This is a genomic window from Saccharothrix syringae (assembly GCF_009498035.1).
GTDB classification, from domain to species: Bacteria; Actinomycetota; Actinomycetes; order Mycobacteriales; family Pseudonocardiaceae; genus Actinosynnema; species Actinosynnema syringae.
On the sequence record NZ_CP034550.1, the window covers coordinates 5,838,806 to 5,857,993 of the forward strand.

Genomic DNA, 19,188 nt, shown 5'->3' on the forward strand with positions numbered 1-19,188 from the left:
GCCGGGGTGCGCCCCGGCCGCCCGACCCCGTCACGACCGGTTCACCGCGTGAGGCTGAAGGTGGGCATGATCCAGTAGTTGGTGTTCCGGTAGGTCTCCGTCGGGTAGCCACCACCCACGCCGTAGCGGTAGTAGGAGTACCCGGCCCGGAACGGCGACTGCGCCAGCAGCCCGGTGAAGTAGTCGGGGGACGCGGCGTAGCCACCGGCCGGGCTGTAGTAGGTGATCACGAATGATTGCCACCGCAGGAGCGCCAGGGGCGCGGTGAGGCGCACCCGCTGGACGCCCGTGCCCGGCGGCACCGCGACCTGCGTGAACAGGTTCCCGGTCGGGGTGTAGACGCGCAGGACCAGGTCACCGGTGTAGGCACCGCGCCGGATCGCCGCACCGGTGAGGTAGCCGTCCCGGTCGACCCCCATGCCCAGCCCCAGTTCCACCGGCTGGTCGTCGGTGTGGGCGGCCAGGGGCTTGTCGACCATGTCGAACACGCACTCGCAGCTGACCGGGGGCGGGGGCAGCGTCGGCCCGCCCACCTGCACGACCACCGAGGCGGCGGGCCCCGCCGTGCCGTCCACGACCGCGCGGGCCAGCACCGGGTGGGACCCCGTGGTGGTGGGCGTGAAGTCGTGGAACCACCCGCTCGGCGTGCCCGAGGCGGTCACCCACCCGGTGCCGCCGTCGGTGGACACCTCCACCCGCACGCCCGGTTCGGTCGACGAGGTGCCGGTGACCATCACCGTGGTGCCGGGCGAGATGAGGAGGTTGGGCGTCGGCGTCCGGATGACCGCCACGGGATCGGCCGACAGCGGCTCCGCGACGGCAGGCGCGGCGGTGACCACCAGCGAGGTCGCGGTCAGGAGGACGAGCAGTGCTCGTGGTCGGAACATGGTTCCCCTCTCGTGGCGCGCGCGTCGCGCCCCGGGGTGAGATCACGCCTCTCACCCGCCCCGCTACCGGAACCGTTGCCGGACAAGCCTTTTGGCGCAGCGGGTGCCCCGGAACCGGTCAACCGCTTGCGCCGTTGGTCCGGCCGCCGTTCCTCCGGCGGGACCGCCGGACCGCGGCTCCCCCTCACGTCCGGCTCCGCCACAGGGCCAGGTTGCTCCGGGTGACCAGGACGTCGGGGTGGTTCGACCCCAGCACCCGGAGCCGGTCGGCCAGCACCCCCTCCAGGTCCGCGACCGCCGCGGCGGCGTCGCCGGCCTCCCCGCGCCAGTGGGCGAGGTTGGCGCGGGTGAGCAGGGTGTCGGGGTGGTCGGCGCCCAGCACGCGGATGTCGTCGGCCAGCACGGCCGCCAGTTCGTCGACGGCTCCGGCGACGTCACCGGACTTGCCCCGCCACGTGGCGAGGTTGTGCCGGGCGGTGAGGGTGTAGGAGTGCTCCGGCCCCAGCGCCCGCAGGTGGTCGGCCAGCACGGTCTCCAGTTCGACGACGGCGTCGGCGGCGGTCTCGCGGGGGCGGTGCCACCGCGCGAGGGTCCCCCGGGTGGCGAGGGTCGCAGGGTGGTCGGGGCCGAGCACGCGCAGCCTGCCCGCCAGCACGGCTTCGAGGTCGGCCACCGCGCCCTCGACGTCCCCCGCCTCCCGGCGCCAGCGGGCCAGGCCGCTGCGGGTGGCCAGGGTGTCGAGGTGGTCGGCGCCCAGGACCCGGGTCTTGTCCCGCAGGACCGCTTCGAGCCCGGTCACCGCGCCCACCGGGTCCCCCACCTCGCCGTACCAGGACGCCAGGTCGCCGTGCGTGCCCAGGGTGTCGGGGTGGTCGGGGCCGAGCAGTCGGGTCTGGTCGGCGAGCAGCGCCTCGAACTCGCGCAACGCCTGGTGCGGGTGCCCGGACTCGGCCTGGAGCGCGGCGAGGTTGTGCCGGGTGACCAGCGTGTCGGGGTGGTCCGCGCCCAGGACGCGCTCCTGGTCGACGCGGAGCGCTTCGAACTCCGCCATCGCCCCGACGGGGTCCCCGGCCTCACTGCGCCACAACGCGTGGTTGTGGCCCGCGTTGAGCACGGCGCGGTGGTCGGGCCCGAGGTGCGAGGTCGCGGCGTCGCGCAGGCGCCGGTACCAGTCGCGGGCCTGGACGGCCAGGCCGCCGTTGCCGAGGCTGCGCCCCGCGCGGAACAGGACGCGGTGGGCGTCGTCGCGCCACAGGTGCTCGCCCGCGGCGCGGTCGAGCGCCTCGGTGTTGGCCCGCAGCACCTGCGAGAGCAGGCCGTCGCGCTCGACGACCGGCCAGACCTCCACCAGTGCCTCGGCCACGACGCGCGCGACGGCCCCCAGCCGGTCCTCGGGCGTGTTGTCGCGGGTGGCGCGCTGGACCAGCGCGTGCACCCGCACCGCCCGGTGCGGCGCGCCGGGGTCGAGGGTCACCAGGCTCAGCCGGCGCAGGCAGCCGAGCGCGTCGCGGGCGTCCTCCGCGGTGACGTCGCGGCCGGTGACGAGCGACAGCCATCGCACCACGGCGGTGGACGCGAGCACGTCGGCCGGTATGCCGTTGGCGTCGAGCACGGACGCCGCCTCCAGCAGCGGTTCGGCCAGCCCGCGGGGTGCGAGGTCGTTCGCCTGCTCGACCGACAGCGCCCAGGTGGCGGTCACCGTCGCCCGGTGCCCGTCCGGCAGCGCCCCGCCGTCGGGCAGCAGCGCCGCCAGGCGCCGGCGGTCGGCCAGCCGGGAGCGGTAGGCCGAGCAGGGCAGACCGCGGTCGAGCAGGTACGCGGCGGCCTGGGCCAGCGCCAGCGGGAGGTAGCCGAGCTCCGCCGCCAGCCCGTCGGCGCCGTCGAGCAGGTGCGGCTGGTCGGCCAGGGCGACCCGCAGGTACGTCCCGGCCTCCCGCGGGGCGAACACCCCGACCTCGACGACCTGCCTGCGGTGCCCGCGCATCGCCGCGTCCTGGCGCCGGGTCGTCACCAGCACCCGGCCGGTCGGGGCCGCGGGCGGCCACAACCCGTCGAGGTCGCCGGGGCGGCGCACGTCGTCGAGGACCACCAGCCACCGCGCCCGCGTGCGGGCCAGCCACTCCAGCAACCGCCGCGCACCCAGCTCCGAGTCGGGGTCCTCGACGCCGGTCAGGTCCGCGGCCACCCGGGCGTAGTCCGACACGACGGCGTCGCGCGAGCCCGCCGTGACCCACACCAGCAGGTCGACCGCGCCCGCGTCCCAGAGGCGTTCCGCGTGGTCCACCGCCAGTTGCGTCTTGCCCACCCCGCCCAGGCCGGTCAGCACCCGCACGACGGGCTCGGGGCCTCCGGCACCGATCGGCTCCGGCGCGGCCGCGCGCCGCTGGAACGCGCCCGCCCTCGGCGGCACCACGCCGGCGCGGTAGGGGAGGTCGACGGGGCGGCGGGCCGTGGTGTGGTGGTGCACACCTCCTTGGATGGTGTGCGCCTGCACCAGGGGTGCCGCCACCGGGCCGAGGACCGTGTTGCCCCTCTCCGGCGTCCCCTCGCTCCCCGACCGCATGGAGCCGAGTATTCCAACCCCGCGATCTGCGGAGAGCGCTCAACCGACGTGGTACCTCCAGCACGCCCACCACCACGCTGAGGTGGGAGGTCCGTCCGGTGCACGCTCGTGAACCCCGGTCGTCGCCTTCGGCGGCCTCGAAGGCGACCCCGACGACGAGGACGCGCGGCGCCGACCTGGGCGACTGCATGGCCGACAAGACGGACGGCCTGGACCGGTAGCTCAACCGCTCGGTGTTCGTGCGGCCGGCCGACCGGACCGTGACCATGCAGGGCTGCTTCGCCGGTCTGCCGCACCGGGAGAAGTGCGACCACTGCCGCCCCCTCCACTGGAGGACCGACCGCTCCGAAGGCTTTCGCGCGCGCCGCCTTCGCCGCGCAGGACACGGCGGGTCGATCCCCAACCGCCGCGCCGCCTGCTGCCGGGACTGCGGCTCGCGGACCTGCTCGACCACCGCACCTACAACGTCGCCTCCGGCCGCGCAACCACCTCGACATCACCCGCCTCGGCTCACTCCCCCGCCTCCCAGGCGAACCCGTCGGGGTCGGTGAACGACCCGGCGCCGCCGATCGCGATCCGGTGCGACCCCGTGCCCTCCGGGGAGACGCCGGCGTTCTTGGCCAGGGCGCGACGCCGGTACAGCGCCAGCTTGACCGCACCCGGCGCGCTCGCGAACTCCACGTACATGCGGCCGAAGCTCTTCCCCACGGCGAAGCCCCGCTCGACGTAGAACCGCTTGCTCGCGACCACGTCGGCGACGCCCAGCAGGAGCACGACGTCGTCGACCCGCCCGGTGGCGGGGCCGGTGTCCTTCTTCTTCGAGCTCGCGATCGTCCAGATCGCCCCGTCCGGGGCCTGCACGGCGCCGCCGTAACCCCAGAGCGACCTGGCGGCGGGCTTGAGCGAGGTGGCCCCGGCGGCGAGGGCGGCGTCGACCAGGACGTCGACGTCGGCCGGCTGGGACGTGGTGAGCGACAGGGTGTAGCCGCGGAAGCCGGTGGTCGGTTCCTGCGACGCCCGCACCCGCAGGAGGGGGCCCAGGCCGAAGGCGTCGGCGTAGAAGCGCTCGGCGGCCGCGGGGTCGGTCGCCCCGAGGGTGACGGTGTCGATCGAGGTCGTGGCTTCGGTGGAGGTCATGGGGGAAACGCTAGGCGCGGCACGGTGACCTGCGCTTCTCGATTCCTGACCGATCCCGGCGCGGGCCGGCCCGACCACAATTCGGGTGCGCCGCGCCGGAGCCCGCCCTACCCTGGCGCCCGTGATGCAGCAGCTGTTCTTCCTCTGAGGGACGACGCCTCCACCGGTACCCCGCACCGCGGTACCGGCCTTCGTCCTTCCCGCGCATCACTTCCCACCGGAGGCACTCCCCCCATGACCACCACCGCTCCCGTGCGCGCGGCGCACGTCAGCGCCCGCGGCGTCCACCTCTCCTTCGGCGGCCGGCCCGTGCTCGCCGGGGTCGACCTCGTCGCCGCCGCGGGCGACCGGGTCGCCCTGGTCGGCGAGAACGGCCGCGGCAAGACCACCCTGCTCCGGGTGCTCGCCGGCGACCTGCCCGCCGACCGCGGCCAGGTGCGCCGCACCGGCCCGGTCGGCGTGGCCGACCAGCAGATCCCGCTCGGCGCCTCGGCCACCGTCGGCGACCTGGTCGACCTCGAACTGGCCGCCGTGCGCTCCGCCCTGACCCGGTTGGACGACGCCGGCCGGGCGCTCGCCGAGGGGCGTCCCGACGCCGACGACGCCTACGCCGCCGCGCTCGCGGAGGCCGAGGCCCTGGACGCGTGGGACGCCGACCGGCGGGTCGAGGTCTCGCTGGCGGCGCTGGGCGCCGTCGCCGACCGGGCCCGCCCGCTGGGCACCCTCTCGGTCGGGCAGCGCCACCGGGTGCGGCTGGCGTGCCTGCTCGGCGCCGGGCACCCCGTGCTGCTGCTCGACGAGCCGACCAACCACCTCGACGCGGGCGGCCTGGCCCACCTCACCGAGCGGCTGCGCGCCCACCCGGGCGTGGTCGTGCTGGTCAGCCACGACCGGGCGCTGCTGGCCGACGTGGCCACCTCGGTGGTCGACCTCGACCCGTCCGCCGACGGGCGGCCGCGGGTGTACGGCGGCGGGTACGCCGGCTACGTCGAGGGCCGTCGGGCCGAGCGGGCCCGCTGGGAGGCGCTGCACGCCGAGCAGGTCGCCGAGCGGCAGCGGCTGGCCGACGACCTGTCCGCGGCGCGGAACCGGCTGCGCGACAACTGGCGGCCGGACAAGGGGCACGGCAGGCACACCCGCGCCACGCGCGCACCCGGGCTGGTGCGGTCGGTGCACCGGCGGCAGGAGGAGCTGGCCGCGCACGTGGTGGCGGTCCCGCCGCCGCCGGCCCGGTTCACCATGCCGGAGCTGCCCGCGCGCCCCGGCGCGACCCTGCTGCGGGCCGACGGGGTGACCGTGGCGGGCAGGCTGGCGCGGCCGGTCGACGTGGCGCTGGCCTCCGGGGACCGGCTGGTGGTCACCGGGCCCAACGGCGCGGGCAAGTCGACGCTGCTGGCCGTGCTGGCGGGCGCCCTCGAACCCGGCACGGGCGCGGTCGGGCGCGCCCCTTCGGTGCGCGTCGGGCGGTTGGGGCAGGAGTCCGGGCCGCCGCCGGGCGGGCGCACCGCCGCGGAGGTCTACGGCGGGCGCGTCGCGGGTCCCGGGCTGGACGAGCTGGGCCTGCTGGACCGGTACGACGCGCACCGGCCGGTGGCCGAGCTGTCGGTCGGCGCCCGGCGGCGGCTGGACCTGGCGCTCGTGCTGGCCGACCGCCCGCACGTGCTGCTGCTCGACGAGCCGACCAACCACCTGTCGGCCGCGCTGGTCGACGAGCTGACCGCCGCGCTCGGGTCCACGCCGGCCGCGGTGGTGGTCGCCACGCACGACCGGCAGCTCTCGCGCGACACGGCGTCCTGGCCGCGGCTGGCCCTGTGACGGTGCCGGGGTGGGGCGCGCCGGCCCCGCCCCGGCACGCCGGGGCGGTCATTTCGCCCGACTCCCGGGTAAAAGTAGTTTCGCCCAAAGCGACCGACCGCTCACCGACAGTCCCATTTCCCGCCGTCACCCGCTCGGGAAAATTCATTGGAGTTCGATCGAAAATACCCACCCTGCGTACTTGTCGCCCTCGGATATCGCGAAATTTTCTCGATTTAGCGGCGGCCGAACGGGTGGATTCCACGCCCGGCGGACACGATGCGTAACGAAGGCCGGACCATTTCGAAAAGATCCCTGCAAGGGTTCCTCGACCTGGGAGGCAGCCGTGGATTGTGCCAGCGATGTCCACCATGACCTGTTCGTCGCCGTGGTCGAGGACCGGCCGCTGGTCCGGCAGGGCCTGATCCGCGTCCTGCAGAACGCGCCCGGCATCAGCGCGGCCCGCTGCTTACCGGATGTCCCCGAAGTTGACGACACCCCGATCTACGACGTGCTGGTGATCGGCATCCACTCGCTGGACAACCTGCGGCTGCTGCTGCGGATCCACCACCTGGCCGGCCGGTGCCGCCTGGTGCTGGTGTCGGACTCGCTGGCGCTGTCGGCCACCATGGTCCTGCTCGACGCGGGCGCGGACGGCTACCTCACCACCGACGCCAGCGAGCAGGCGCTGTGCGAGGCGGTGCACCGGGTGGCCGACGGCAGGCCCTACCTGGCACCCGCCATCGCCGCGCTGATCGCCGACTGCCGCGCGGAACCCGGCACCCCCACGCTCACCCCCCGGGAAGCCGACGTGCTGCGGTACGTGGCGGCCGGTTTCACGCACGCCCAGACCGCCAACCGGATGGGCGTCAGCGTGGCCACCGTGGAGACCTACCTCCAGCGCATCCGGAAGAAGTTCACCATCGACACGCCCACGCACCTGGCGCGGCTGGCCCGCCGCGCCTACGTGCACCACCTGCTGGAGCAGAACGGGACGTGAAGTCCCCAGAATTCCCGACTACGAATCCCTTCCCGGCCGGGGCACAGTCGTCCCCGGACCACCACCGAGGGAAGGGCGTGAGAGCCGATGGACCTGGCCACCGTCTACCTCGAGCACTGCCTGGCCGACCCGGACTTCTACGACTCCACCGAGCGCTGGGACGACTCGGCCGCGCGGTTCCCCCTGGCCGATCGGGAACGGCCCGGGTGGCGGAGGCTCCGGGAGCGGCTGTGGGTCTCGTTCACGCCCGAGCACGCCGCGGTGCCCGAGCAGGGGTGGAAGGTGCACGTCTCGGCCGTCCCCGGCAACGCCGAGCACGTCCTGTCCGTCGTCGCCGGGCACTGCTTCCGCCACGGCCTGACGTTCAAGTTCCTGCGCAGCCGCCTGGCGCTGCAACTGGCCGGGTCCAAGTACGCCGACCGCGCCTCCAGCGGCAAGTTCTGCGTCGTCTACCCGCCGGCCGACCGGCTCGAACGCACCGTGTCCGAACTGGACGCCGCGCTGGCCGGGCAGCCGGGCCCCTACGTCCTGAGCGACCTGCGGTGGCGCCGGGGGCCGGTGTACCTGCGCTACGGCGCCTTCAGCCCCCGGTACTTCCTCGACGACGCCGGCGACCCGGTGCCCGCGCTGACCGACCCGGCCGGCCGCCCGGTGCCCGACGACCGCGTCCCGGTGTTCCGGGTGCCCGGGTGGGCCCCCGTCCCGCCGTTCCTGGCCGAGGCGATCGCCCGCCGCGACGCGGGCGAGTTCCCCTACCGCGTGCTGCGGCCGCTGCACTTCTCCAACGCGGGCGGCGTGTACCTGGCCGACGAGCCGGTCACCGGGCGGCGGGTCGTGCTCAAGGAGGCCCGGCCGCACGCCGGCCTGGACGAGGACGACGTGGACGCGGTCACCCGGCTGCACCGCGAGCACGACACGTTGGTGAAGCTGGCCGGGCTCGGCCTGGTGCCCCGTGCGCTCGGCACGTTCACCTGCTGGGAGCACCACTTCCTGGTGCAGGAGCACGTCGAGGGCGACCCGCTGCCGCGCTGCGTGGGCGACCGCTACCCGCTGGCCGCGCCGGACCCCGACCCCGAGGAGGTCGCCGGGTACGCCGCGTGGGCGGTGCAACTGGTCAAGCAGGTCGGCGACGCCCTGCACGTGCTGCACGAGCACGGCGTGGTGGTGGGCGACGTCCAGCCCGCCAACGTGATCGTCCGCCCCGACGGCCGGGTCGCCCTGGTGGACCTGGAGCTGGCCATGCCGGTCGACGAGGCGAGGCGGCCACCGCTCGGCGCGGCGGGGTTCGCCGCGCCGCCGGGCTGCACCGGGACCGCCGTCGACGAGCACGGGCTGGCCAACGTGGCGCTGTGGCTGTTCTGGCCCTCGGCACCGGTGCTGTGCGCCCGCGACCCGGGCAAGGTCGAGCTGTTCCTGGCCGAGACGACCGCGCGGTTCGGCGTCCCGGAGGGTTTCACCGCCGAGGTCCGGCGCGGCCTGCGCCACGAGCCGACCCCCGCCGCCGAACGCCCGCTGCCCGCCGACCCGAAGGCCGCGGACTGGCCGGGCCTGCGCGACGCGATCGCGGCCGGGATCACCGCGACCGCCACCCCGGACCGCGACGACCGGCTGTTCCCCGGCGACGTCGAGCAGTTCCGCACGGGCGGGCTGGACCTGGCCCACGGCGCGGCCGGGGTGCTGCTGGCCCTGCACACCGCCGGCGCCCCGGTCGACCCGGAGCACGTCGACTGGCTGCTCCGCGCGCTGCCGCGCTGGGACGTGCCCAGGGCGGGGTTCTACAACGGCCTGCACGGCATCGCCTACGCGCTGGACCGCCTCGGGTACCGGCAGGAGGCGCTGTCCACACTGGACCGGGCCGTCGACGTGGGGCGCCGGGTCGCGACCAGGGGCTTGCACGGCGGCCTGGCCGGGATGGGCCTGAACCTGCTGCACTTCGCCGCCGTCACCGGCGACCGCGGGCTGCGCGACCGGGCCGCCGTGATCGCCGACCGGCTGGCCGAGTGGCTGGAGTCGGGCACCGCCGGGCCCGACCGGCCCTCCGCCGCCGGCCTGCTGCACGGCGCGTCCGGCGCGGCGCTGTTCTTCCTGCGCTGCCACCGCGACAACGCCGACAACGCCTTCCTCGACCTCGCCGCGACGGCCCTGCGCGCCGACCTGGCGCACTGCGTGGTGGGACCGCGGGACACGCTGAACGTCGCCTCGGCGCACCGGCTGCTGCCCTACGTCGGCATCGGCACCGCCGGGATCGACCTGGTGCTGCGGCGGTTCCTCGCGGTGCGCCGGGAGGAGGACCTGGTGCTCGCGCACGAGCGGGCCCGGCGCACCTGCCGCGCCGAGTCGGCGCTGTTCCCCGGCCTGTTCACCGGGCACGCCGGTCAGCTGGCCTGCGCGGCGCTGACCGCCGACGGCCCACCCCCGGAGGACCCGGCCGTGCGCGCCCACCTGCGGGCGCTGTCCCGGCACGCGCAGTCCTACCGGGGGCACCCCGCCTTCCCGGGTGAACAACTCTTCCGGCTGTCCGCGGACCTGGCCACGGGCGCGGCGGGTGTGCTGCTCGCCCTGCGGGTCGTGTTCGAGGACCGGCCGGGGGAACTGCTGCCCTTCGTCGAGACCGGGAGGAGGTGAACCGACCATGACCGCAGTCCTGGAGCTCCAGACCCTGGAGACGCCTCAGGTGGAGGCCCGCAACCCGAGCAACGTCCTGAGCACGGCGCTGCACAGCACCCTGTGCCTCGGCTGAGCGATCGGCACCCGGCCGGTGGGCGGCCACCAACCCCCACCGGCCGGCGCCGGCGGAAGGCAGGTGCCCGATGCGACTGCTCGACAACCGGGACTTCCGCCTGCTCTGGTCCGCCCAGGTCCTCGCCGCCACCGGCGGGCTCTCGGCGGCGGTGGCGCTGCCGCTGCTGGTGCTGCGCACCACCGGGTCCGCGTCGGCGGCCGGGCTGGTGGGCTTCGCCGTGCTCGCGGCGGCGGCGCTGACCGCGCTGCCCGGCGGCCGGGTGGCCGACCGGTACGACCGCCACGCGGTGCTCGTGCGCTGCGCCGGCGGCAGCGCGGCCTGCACCGGGCTGCTCGCCTTCGCCGTCCACGGCGGCGGTGCGGGAATCCCCCTGGTGCTGCTGCTGACCGCGCTGAGCGGTGCGCTGTCCGGCGCGTTCAACTCCGCCGGCGTGGCCGCGCTGCCCCACCTCGTCCCCGCCGCGCGGCTGCCGACCGCGCTGGCGGCCAACACGGCGCGGCTGGCGGCCGCCGCGCTGGTCGGCCCGGTGCTGGCCGGCGGTCTGTTCGGGGTCTCGCCCGAGCTGCCGTTCTGGGTCGCCGCGGGCGCGCTGCTCGTCGCCGCCGCCTGCGCCGCGGCGATCCGGACCCCGCTGCCCGCCCCGCCCCGCTCCGGGCCGAGCGGCCTGGCCACGGGCCTGGTGCTCCTGTGGCGCGACGGCGTGCTGCGCGGCATCACGACCGTCACCGCGGTGCACAACGCCGTGTTCAGCGCGGTCCCGCTGCTGCTGGTGGCGATCGGCCTGCGCCAGCAGGGCTCCAGCCTGTCGATCGGCCTGGTGTACGCCGTGACCGGGGCGGGTTCGCTGGTGGGCGCGCTGGTCGCCACCGGGGTGAGCCGCCGCCTCTCGCCGCGCGCGGCGGTCCTGGTCACGTGCTGGGTCCCGGCCGCGCTGCTGGCCGCCACCTCGCTGTCGCCGACCCTGGTGGTGCTCGCCGCCGCGCTCACCGCGGGCTGCCTGGTCGGCCCGTCCGCCGACGCCGTGCTGGCGGCGGTCCGCATCGGGCGCACCCCCGACGCGCTCCAGGGCCGCACGCAGGCGGCCGTGACCCTGCTCGGCATGTGCGCGACCCCGCTCGGCCCGCCGGCCGCCGGGCTGCTGCTGGACCACCTCGACGTGGGCGTCGCGCTGCTGGTGCTGGCGGCGCCCCTGGCCGCGGTGGGCGTCGCCGCCGCGCTGCACCCGCGGCTGCGTTCCGTTCGGACACCAGGAGGTCCCGGTGGTTGACGCGTTCCGGTGGTTGGAGGAGGACACGGTCGAGGTGCTGGCGTGGCAGCAGACCGAGAGCCGGGCGGCTGCCGCGCACCTGCGCGGCAGCCCGGCCTGGTCGCGCGCGCTGGCCACGGCCTCCCGCTTCGCCGTGCCCGCGCTGACCTACCGGCCGCCGGAGCGGTACGGGGAGCGGTGGTTCCGCGAGCGGGTGCCCGACGGGGCCCGCAACCCGGTGCTGGAGGTCGCCGCGACCCCCGACGGCCCGGGCCGGGTGCTGGTCGACCTGACCGACCGGGAGGGGGTCGCGGTGCCGCACTGGCGGCCGTCGCCCGACGGGCGGCTGCTGGCCTGGGGCGTGCCCGGGTCGTTCCGGGTGGTGGACGTGGACTCCGGCGAGGTCCTGGTCGACGGGCTGCCCGACGACGGCGTGCACCGGGTGACCTGGCTGCCCGCCGGCACCGGGCTGTTCTGCGTGGTCAACGGGGGCGCCTGCTCGACCACCCACCTGGTGCGGCTGCCCGGGCCGGTGGTCGAGCGGCAGGAGCTGCCGGCCACCCCGGTCACCCGGTGGGTGACGGTCTCGCCGGACGGCCGGTGGGTCCTCGCGCACAGCGCGGAACGACCGCACCACGTGCTCGACCTGCGGTCCGGTCCGGGCTGGGCGCCGTTCCTGCCCGGCGCCACCGGGCACTTCCGGGGCGCGGTGGTGGGCGACGAGTTCGTCGCGGTCACCGACGAGGGCGCGCCCGACGGCCGGGTGGTGGCGGTCCCGCTGCCCGGCCCCGGGCCGTGGCGCGAGCTGGTGCCCGAGGGCGACGGCGTGCTGTTCTCGGTGACCGGCCTCGGGTCCGAGCTGGTGCTCGCCGGGCACGCCGACGGGGCGAGCCGGCTGCGGCGGATCGCGCCGGACGGCACCGCGCTGGGCGAGGTGCCGCTGCCGGACCGGGGCATGGTGTGGGCGGGACCGGGGCGCGACGACGCCGTGGTGACCCCGACCGCGGGCGGGTGCACGTTCTCGTTCTCCTCGCTGACCCGGTCGCCCGCCACCTACCACTACACCGCCGGCGCCGCACGACCGCGGCGGGTCACCGCGCCGCGCGCGTCGGTCGAGGGCGCGGTGGTGCGGTGCGGCGTCGCCGACGGCGTGCCGTACAAGGTGGTGTGCAAGGGCGAGCCCGACGGCCCGCGGCCGCTGGTCATCGGCGCCTACGGGGCGCTCAACATCGCCTGGCTGCCCGCGTACCTCTCCGCCCTGCCCGCGGCGTGGGTGGAGCTGGGCGGCGTCTACGTGCACGCCCACCTGCGGGGCGGCGGCGAGTACGGCGCGGACTGGTGGCGCGCGGCGCGGCGGCGCACCAAGCAGACCACCTTCGACGACCTCTACCGCGTCGCGGCGGACCTCGTCGAGCGGGGGTGGACGACACCGGGGCAACTGGGCGTGTTCGGCTTCTCGCTCGGCGCGCTGACCGCCGCGGTGGCGGTGGTGCAGCGACCGCGGCTGTTCCGCGCCTGCGTCGCCGTGATGCCGCTGCTCGACCTGCTCAACTGCCGGCGGGACGCGGCGACCCTGGCCGACGTGGTGACCCTCGACCTGGGCGACCCGCGGGACCCGGCGGACGCGGCGGTGCTGCGGACCTTCTCGCCCTACCACCTGGTGCACGACGGCACGCCCTACCCGGCGGTGCTGCTGGACTGCGGCGAGGCGAACCCGACCTGCCCGCCGTGGCACGGCCGCAAGATGGCCGCGCGGCTGCGGCAGGGCAGTTCCTCCGGGCACCCGGTGCTGCTGCGGGTGCGGCCGGGCGGGCACCTGGCGGAGACCGCGCCCGCGGACGTGGCCCGGCGGGAGGCCGAGCACCTGGCGTTCTTCGCGGAGGAACTGGGGTTGTGAGCCCGGGGCGCCCGGTCAGCCGAAGATGCCGCGCGCCGGGATGCCCTCGGGGAAGCGGTCGAAGGCGGCACCCGCCTGCGCCGCGAGCGCTTCCAGCGCGGCGACCTCGGCGGGCGTCGCGAGGTGGCCGACCGCCCAGTACGCGCCGATGGCGCCGATCGCGTCGGGGTGCAGGATCGGCGCCATCAGCAGGCTGCGCACGAACGTCGGGCGGTAGGCGGCCTGCGGGATGCGCTCGTCCACCAGGATGTCCGGGATCACGACGGTCTCGCGGTGCAGCATCGCCCATCCGCTGATGCAGGAGGCGGCCGGGAAGCGCTGGCCCTTCCACAGGGGGCTCATCGAGTCCTCGTCCGCGTAGTAGCACTGCTCGCCGTCGAGGAGCACGACCGTGGCGCCGTGTGCGCGCAGGGCCCTGCGGGCGGCGGTCCGCAGCACCTGGTTGACCTGTTCCACGGAGGTCGCCCGTTCGAGTTCCCCCGACACGTCGCTCACCCGAACACCGTAGAGGCCGCCCGGTTCGCCTTCTACGCACTGTTCGGGTGATGCGAACCGGGCCCATCGGCTACCTCTATCGGTGGTACGCGAATCCGGATGAACGGCCGCCGCACCAGCCGTGATCGGGGCGTCAGGACCTCTCGTGCGGCGTCCGCTCCCCCGCCTCCACGGCGAAGGGCAGCCGGTTGCCCTCGGGCGGCAGCGGGCACGTGGCGTAGTCGGTGAAGGCGCACGGCAGGTTCACCGCTCGGTTGAAGTCGAGCACCACGCGGCCGTCCGCGTCGGGCGCGGGCACGGCCAGCGACCGGTTCGCCGGGTAGGTGGTCACCCCGCTGGTGGCGTCGGTGAACAGGATGCTCAGCCCGCCGCCGGTGCCGTTGAACGCGGTCAGCGCGTGCTCGACGCCGCCGTGCCGGAACCGCACCACGCCGGGCGCGGTGTAGACGTGGCTGAGCCCCTCGACCACGGCGCCGACGGTGGTGGGCCGCGGCTCGTCGAAGGGCTCGAACGTGCCGGTCAGCACCCACTCCGGGCTCGGGTCGTAGGCGGGGACGCCGCGGAACTCCCGCAGCACCGGCGCCTCCGGGTCGTGCACCCGGATCAGGTAACCGCCGCGGCGGGCCACCTCGATCTCCACGTCACCGGCGGTCACCCGGGTGCCCGCACCGCTGTTGACCAGCTCGAACCGGCGCACCCCGGTGACCGGGGCGCCGTCGTGCACGAGGTCGGCGCCTTGGGGGTCGAGGTAGGCCGCCTCCTCGTCCTGCCACCACAGGCCGGGCAGCCCGGCGTAGCCGCGGGGCCGGTCCTCCAGCCAGTCCAGGGAGACCAGCGCCAGCCAGCCGTACGGGTCGGCCAGGTTCCGCTCCCGCTCCTCCTTCCAGCTCCGCCACTCGTCGGTGAACCCCACCGTGCTCGTCACTCGGACACCTCTTTCGCCAGTTCCCCGAGGAGCGTCCAGGTCCGCAGCCGGTCCCGCTCCCCGAGGAGGTCGGTCTGCGTCGCCACCAGCTCGGTGGCCCCCGCGTCCAGGTAGCGGCGGAGTTCCGCGGCCACCGCGTCCTCGTCGCCGATCACGACCAGGTCGGCGGCCTCGTCGACACCGCTGAGCCCGATCACCCGTTGGTAGGAGGGAATCGTGTTGTAGAACGCGAACTGCTCCGCGGCCGCGGCGCGGGCGGCCGCCACGTCGTCGGTCACCACCACCGGGACGGCCGCCACCACGCGGTGCCGCCTGTCCGCCTGGTGCAGGGCGGGCACGATGTGCTCGCCCAGCGCACGCGGCCCGGCCAGGTACGGCAGGATCCCGTCGGCCAGCTCCGCGGCCACCCGCAGCGCCCGCGGCGCCATGGCCGCGACCAGCACCGGGGTCGGGCTGGCGCCGGGCAGGCTCGCGGGGAGCGGGGTGCGGGCGGTCAGCGTCTCGCCGGCGAAGTCGGTGTTGCCGGTGGTCAGCACCTCGCCCAGGGCGGTCAGGAACTCCCGCAGGTGCCGGGCCGGCCGCTCGTGCGACACCCCGTAGACCGGTTCGACGAACGCCTTCGCCCCCAGCCCCAGTCCCAGGGTGAACCGCCCGTGCGTGGCGGCCTGCGCGGTCTGCGCGGCCGCCGCGACGGTGAGCGGGTGCCTGCCGTAGACGGGCACGACGGAGGTGCCCACGGCGAGGTCCGGCACCTCCCGCCCGACCACCGCGGCCAGCGCGATCGCGTCGTAGTTGAAGAGCTGGGCGAACCAGGCCGAGCGCAGGCCCGAGTCCGCGGCTTCCCGGGCCAGGGCGACCACGTCGTCGACGAGGTTGGCGCCGGCGGGGGCGGTTGGTAACACGACTCCGATGTCCACACCAGCGCCAACCCCGGTGCCCCGGGCCCGAATTCCACCTCCCACTGATTGGGAAAGCGCTGGTGCGGTCCCTGTCAGTTGTTCACCGACGCGGGCTGCTCCACGATCTGGAACAGGTCGTCGAAGGACAGCGGGGCGAGGGCGATCAGCGCGCCGGCGATGAAGGCGGTGCCGGGTTGCAGTGAGCCGGTGACGACCCGGGTCACGGTGGAGCGGTTGAGGCCCATGGCCCTGGCCAGGGCGTAGTGCGATCCGAAACCTGCCGCCTGCGTGATCCTGACGAACCTGGCGGTTCTCAGCTTGACGGTGTGAGCCATGGTGATCCCGTTCCTCGCGGCCGTGGCCTGGCTCGTTCCCGGGTGCGTGGACATCAGTGGCTTCCCCGGTCGTAGCGGTCGGCCCAGCGGGCGAGCCGCTCGTGCGACTCGTCCGGGCCGAGCGCCAGGACGCCCAATCGCCACATCTTGAGGTGGTAGTCGGCCACGATCTCGGGGTCGTCGTGGAAGACGGTGGCGGTGTCGGTCTCGGCGCAGGCGACCGGTCGGATCGGGTCGGGGAAGGTCATCAGGGTCGCCGGGTGCCGCAGCCTGGTTCGCGTCCCCGCGGTCATGGGGACCAGGCGCACGGTGACGCCGGGCCAGCCGCACATCAGCGTCAGGTGCAATGCCTGGTCGCGCATGACCACCGGGTCGTCCAAGCCCATGTGCAGCGCGGCCTCGTGCACGTAGAGCAGCACGCGCGGGCCGTTGACCGCGTGCAGCACCCGCTGCCGCTTCATTCGGGCGCCGACCTGGTCTTCGTCGGCGGTCAGGGCGCGGGCGTAGTCCTCGGTCTGACCCAACGCCGGGACGGTGAGGGGTTCGTAGGCGGTGACGGTGGCCGCGTTGGCCTCGTGGAGGGTCAGCACCGTCAGGGCGTCCGGGCAGGGGGTGTGCAGCCGCAGGAAGTTGTGGGTGTCCGCCCGCTGGTCTGCCAACGCCAGCACGCGGTCCCGGACGGCCTTGTCCACGCCGTAGCGGCCGATGAGGATGCCGATCTCCCACAGGCTGGTGCCCCGGCTGCCCAGTTCCAACTTGCTCAGCTTCCCCGCCGACCAACCCAGCCCCTTGGCGACCCTCGGCAGGGCCAGCCCGGCTTGGCGGCGGATCCGGCGCAGTTCCTCGCCCAATTCCCTGCTGCGGGCGGTGGTCAACCGCGCCCAGGGGTTCTCGACGGTCTTCTCGACCGCGTTGTCGCTGTTCATCGGCGTTCCCGGTGTGCTCGAATGTCGCGCGCGGCGACGGGTGGTCAGGCGGACTCGGCGGGGACCAGGTCGGGCAACGGCCACGCGGGTAACCCGAATTCGACCAAGACCAGCCCGTTCACCGCAGGCAGCTCACCCGGCACAGGTGTGACGTCGACGAGCGTGCGCACGGCCGCCGCGCTCTCGGGGGCGATCGGGAGCAAGGCGGCCAGCGCGCGATTGAAGCTCCTGTCCGCCCGGGCGTGCTGGTCCAAGCCGCGGTGCGCCAGTCCGGCCAGCACCAGGCACACAGCGTGCTGGCGTGCGTCCCGGATCGCTTTGTCCAACTGCCCGTAGCAGGCGTCGGCACGCAACAGGTGATCCAGCGCGGCCTCGGGACGACCCGCTTCCAGCATCACCGCCCCCAGCTCACGCAGCGTCCACGCCGAGCGCGCATCCACCGACCGCCCGCGCAGGATCAGCAGCTCCAGCAGTTCCTCCAGGCAATCGGCCACCTCGTACAGCAGACCCATCGCACGATCGATGCGCGCCAGCGAGTCCAGTGCATCCCGGTACCCTCGGAACGTCTCCTCCCGCAACGGAGACTCACCATCCGCCCGCGCCCGCCACACCGCCAACTCACGCACACCGATCCAACGAGCAAGCCGACACAGTCGGGACAGGGCGAGCAGTTCGTCGGCGATCACCGCATCCCCCTCAGCAGGCGCACCAACCGGTTCGTTTTGCGATGGCGGTGTCGCTCGACGTCACGCGGCGTCGAGACAGCTCGTAGTACGCCCGCACAACGAGGGCATGGCGCTCCGAGCGGGCACACCATGGGCAGCGGAAGCAGCCGATATCCACATACGGCCTGGTAGACGCCATCACCCATAGCTCGACAGCTCGCGACCGCCTCGTCGGTGACGGCGTGCGCACGACAGTCGCCCAGAGCGGTTATCCAGGTGGTGAACAGCGGTTCTGCTGCGGTAGTCATGACACTCTCACGGTCCGTGGTTGATCAGTCGCGTAGGGTTGACACTGACACCGATCGACCGTCTGAACTGCCACAGCAGCGCCACAACCGGGGCGGGGTGATTGATCCCCTCAGCGGCATCGGGCTGGATGGGGAGGACACCGTCGGCGGGAGGAGCGACATGAGCGACGAGCAACCGACCCGCATCGGGGTGCGGATCGCCGAGTTGCGGAAGATCCACGGTGCCACGCAGCGCGGCCTCTCCCAGCGCGCCAACGTGTCGTACTCGCTGCTGCGCAAAGTCGAATGCGGTGAGCGCCCGGCCAGCCACAGCTTCATCGCCGCGATCGCACGGGCGTTGTCGGTCAACGTCACCGACATCACCGAGCAGCCCTACCACGCCCGCAACGCCTCACCCGCCTCCGAACAAGCCGGGGTCCCGGCACTGCGGCAGGCACTCGTCGAAGGCGACGACCCCGAACTCGACACCCCGCCCCGCGACGTCGACGACCTGCGCGAGGCGGTCGCGCAGATCAAGGAGTGGGACCGGCGCACCAAGCACGCCGAGGCCGTGCGGGCGTTGCCGGACGTGCTGCGACACCTGCACCGCGCGAGCCGCGACCTGCCCACAGCCGAGCGTCCACCGATCCACGAACTGCTCTCGGCGGCCTACTTCTACGCCGTCGGCTCCCTGTACCGCCTGGGTCACCTCGACCTGGCGCACCTGGCCGACGAGCGCGCCCGCGCCTCGGCCGCACGCGGCGACGACCCGCTGCGCACCGCCGTGGCCGAGTGGCAGCACGCGCTGATCCTGCTGTTCGACGGCTCCTACCCCGCCGGGCTCCGCGCGATCGACCGCGCCTCCGCGCTGACCGATCTCGCCCCCGCACAGCCCGCCACCCAGGCCGTCCGCGGCGCACTGCACCTGCGCGCGGCGATCCTGGCCGCGCGCACCGGCAACACCGACCTCGCCGAGTCACACCTGGCCGAAGCCGACACGCTGACCGCACCCGGCCAGGAAGAGGCCAACTTCTACGCCACCAAGTTCAGCGCGCCCAACGTCGACATCCACCGCGTCGCCGTCCCCGTCGAACTCGCCGACGGCACCACCGCGGTCAGCAGAGCAGCGTCCGTGCAGCTACCCGCGACCACGGCACCCAGCCGCAGCGGGCACTACTGGATCGACCTCTCCCGTGGCTGGCTGCTGCACGGCGACCGCCGCCGCGCCCTGGAGGCGCTGCACAACGCCCGCCGGATCGCGCCACAGCTGACCCGCTACCACCCCCAGGTGCACGAAACCGTGCAGACCCTGGCCGCCAACGACGCACGCTCCACCAACAGCCTCGCCCACTTCGCCGCCTGGTGCGGCATCCACCGCTGACGAACAGG

General features: G+C 74.7%; 17 protein-coding genes. 8 read left to right on the forward strand and 9 right to left on the reverse strand.

From position 1 onward, the window contains the following. Positions 1-41 precede the first annotated feature (41 nt). Together EKG83_RS25125 and fxsT are read right to left on the reverse strand one after the other, a co-directional pair. Positions 42-887 (reverse strand): DUF4082 domain-containing protein, encoded by an 846-nt coding sequence (locus EKG83_RS25125; protein WP_033434246.1) that lies wholly within the window; start codon positions 885-887, stop codon positions 42-44. A 184-nt stretch (positions 888-1,071) separates the two neighbouring features. Then, positions 1,072-3,450, reverse strand: a complete 2,379-nt coding sequence (fxsT, locus tag EKG83_RS25130; RefSeq protein ID WP_084716971.1) for an FxSxx-COOH system tetratricopeptide repeat protein — start codon at positions 3,448-3,450, stop codon at positions 1,072-1,074. Positions 3,451-3,548: 98 nt separating this feature from the next. On the opposite strand from fxsT, the gene EKG83_RS49130 reads away from it, so the two are divergent. After that, the gene (locus EKG83_RS49130; protein WP_265590284.1) at positions 3,549-3,671 is read left to right on the forward strand and encodes a hypothetical protein; all 123 of its coding nucleotides are present in this window, start codon (positions 3,549-3,551) and stop codon (positions 3,669-3,671) included. Positions 3,672-3,960: 289 nt separating this feature from the next. On the opposite strand, the gene EKG83_RS25135 is transcribed toward EKG83_RS49130, so the two are convergent. Next, on the reverse strand, positions 3,961-4,587 hold the full coding sequence (locus EKG83_RS25135; protein ID WP_033434247.1) for a VOC family protein: 627 nt from the start codon (positions 4,585-4,587) through the stop codon (positions 3,961-3,963). Between the two features lie 234 nt (positions 4,588-4,821). On the opposite strand from EKG83_RS25135, the gene EKG83_RS25140 reads away from it, so the two are divergent. From EKG83_RS25140 to EKG83_RS25160, 6 genes are all read left to right on the forward strand, one after another. Beyond that, entirely contained in the window at positions 4,822-6,402 is a 1,581-nt protein-coding gene (locus EKG83_RS25140; RefSeq protein WP_033434248.1) for an ABC-F family ATP-binding cassette domain-containing protein, read from the forward strand. A 496-nt stretch (positions 6,403-6,898) separates the two neighbouring features. Then, positions 6,899-7,381, forward strand: coding sequence for a helix-turn-helix transcriptional regulator (locus tag EKG83_RS25145; protein ID WP_153278365.1), 483 nt, complete (start codon positions 6,899-6,901; stop codon positions 7,379-7,381). Between the two features lie 87 nt (positions 7,382-7,468). Then, positions 7,469-10,006, forward strand: a complete 2,538-nt coding sequence (gene lanKC, locus EKG83_RS25150; protein ID WP_051766684.1) for a class III lanthionine synthetase LanKC — start codon at positions 7,469-7,471, stop codon at positions 10,004-10,006. Positions 10,007-10,013: 7 nt separating this feature from the next. Further along, positions 10,014-10,121 carry a noursin family copper-binding tricyclic lanthipeptide gene (norA, locus tag EKG83_RS47045; protein WP_194282931.1) on the forward strand — a complete coding sequence of 36 codons (108 nt, stop codon included), beginning with the start codon at positions 10,014-10,016 and terminating at the stop codon, positions 10,119-10,121. A 70-nt stretch (positions 10,122-10,191) separates the two neighbouring features. Further along, the gene (locus tag EKG83_RS25155; protein WP_033434249.1) at positions 10,192-11,391 is read left to right on the forward strand and encodes an MFS transporter; all 1,200 of its coding nucleotides are present in this window, start codon (positions 10,192-10,194) and stop codon (positions 11,389-11,391) included. Beyond that, on the forward strand, positions 11,384-13,267 hold the full coding sequence (locus EKG83_RS25160; protein ID WP_033434250.1) for a prolyl oligopeptidase family serine peptidase: 1,884 nt from the start codon (positions 11,384-11,386) through the stop codon (positions 13,265-13,267). The genes EKG83_RS25155 and EKG83_RS25160 overlap by 8 nt, the downstream gene beginning before the upstream one ends. A 15-nt stretch (positions 13,268-13,282) precedes the next feature. Here the strand turns inward: EKG83_RS25160 and EKG83_RS25165 are convergent, their stop codons facing one another. The 6 genes from EKG83_RS25165 to EKG83_RS25190 all read right to left on the reverse strand — a co-directional run bounded on the left by EKG83_RS25165 (position 13,283) and on the right by EKG83_RS25190 (position 17,533). Continuing rightward, entirely contained in the window at positions 13,283-13,762 is a 480-nt protein-coding gene (locus tag EKG83_RS25165; protein WP_051766685.1) for a GAF domain-containing protein, read from the reverse strand. Positions 13,763-13,895: 133 nt separating this feature from the next. Further along, positions 13,896-14,687 (reverse strand): DUF1684 domain-containing protein, encoded by a 792-nt coding sequence (locus tag EKG83_RS25170; RefSeq protein ID WP_033434251.1) that lies wholly within the window; start codon positions 14,685-14,687, stop codon positions 13,896-13,898. Next, positions 14,684-15,604, reverse strand: a complete 921-nt coding sequence (locus EKG83_RS25175; RefSeq protein ID WP_033434252.1) for a TIGR03564 family F420-dependent LLM class oxidoreductase — start codon at positions 15,602-15,604, stop codon at positions 14,684-14,686. Before EKG83_RS25175 ends, EKG83_RS25170 begins: the two co-directional genes overlap by 4 nt. A 74-nt stretch (positions 15,605-15,678) precedes the next feature. Beyond that, on the reverse strand, positions 15,679-15,921 hold the full coding sequence (locus tag EKG83_RS25180; RefSeq protein ID WP_033434253.1) for a hypothetical protein: 243 nt from the start codon (positions 15,919-15,921) through the stop codon (positions 15,679-15,681). 53 nt (positions 15,922-15,974) lie between these two features. Continuing rightward, on the reverse strand, positions 15,975-16,847 hold the full coding sequence (locus EKG83_RS25185) for a helix-turn-helix domain-containing protein (RefSeq protein WP_153278366.1): 873 nt from the start codon (positions 16,845-16,847) through the stop codon (positions 15,975-15,977). Positions 16,848-16,891: 44 nt separating this feature from the next. Next, a complete protein-coding gene (locus tag EKG83_RS25190) occupies positions 16,892-17,533 on the reverse strand; it encodes a hypothetical protein (protein WP_033434256.1) in 642 nt (213 codons plus the stop codon). A 447-nt stretch (positions 17,534-17,980) separates the two neighbouring features. On the opposite strand from EKG83_RS25190, the gene EKG83_RS25195 reads away from it, so the two are divergent. Beyond that, positions 17,981-19,180, forward strand: coding sequence for a helix-turn-helix domain-containing protein (locus EKG83_RS25195; RefSeq protein ID WP_033434257.1), 1,200 nt, complete (start codon positions 17,981-17,983; stop codon positions 19,178-19,180). The last annotated feature ends 8 nt before the right edge of the window (positions 19,181-19,188 follow it).

Bases quoted from the DNA above. Each gene is read 5' to 3' on its own strand.
- EKG83_RS25135 (WP_033434247.1), bottom strand. From the start codon at position 4,587: ATGACCTCCACCGAAGCCACGACCTCGATCGACACCGTCACCCTCGGG.
- fxsT (WP_084716971.1), bottom strand. From the start codon at position 3,450: ATGCGGTCGGGGAGCGAGGGGACGCCGGAGAGGGGCAACACGGTCCTC.
- EKG83_RS25185 (WP_153278366.1), bottom strand. From the start codon at position 16,847: ATGAACAGCGACAACGCGGTCGAGAAGACCGTCGAGAACCCCTGGGCG.
- norA (WP_194282931.1), top strand. From the start codon at position 10,014: ATGACCGCAGTCCTGGAGCTCCAGACCCTGGAGACGCCTCAGGTGGAG.
- EKG83_RS25155 (WP_033434249.1), top strand. From the start codon at position 10,192: ATGCGACTGCTCGACAACCGGGACTTCCGCCTGCTCTGGTCCGCCCAG.
- lanKC (WP_051766684.1), top strand. From the start codon at position 7,469: ATGGACCTGGCCACCGTCTACCTCGAGCACTGCCTGGCCGACCCGGAC.
- EKG83_RS25125 (WP_033434246.1), bottom strand. From the start codon at position 887: ATGTTCCGACCACGAGCACTGCTCGTCCTCCTGACCGCGACCTCGCTG.
- EKG83_RS25180 (WP_033434253.1), bottom strand. From the start codon at position 15,921: ATGGCTCACACCGTCAAGCTGAGAACCGCCAGGTTCGTCAGGATCACG.
- EKG83_RS25195 (WP_033434257.1), top strand. From the start codon at position 17,981: ATGAGCGACGAGCAACCGACCCGCATCGGGGTGCGGATCGCCGAGTTG.
- EKG83_RS25140 (WP_033434248.1), top strand. From the start codon at position 4,822: ATGACCACCACCGCTCCCGTGCGCGCGGCGCACGTCAGCGCCCGCGGC.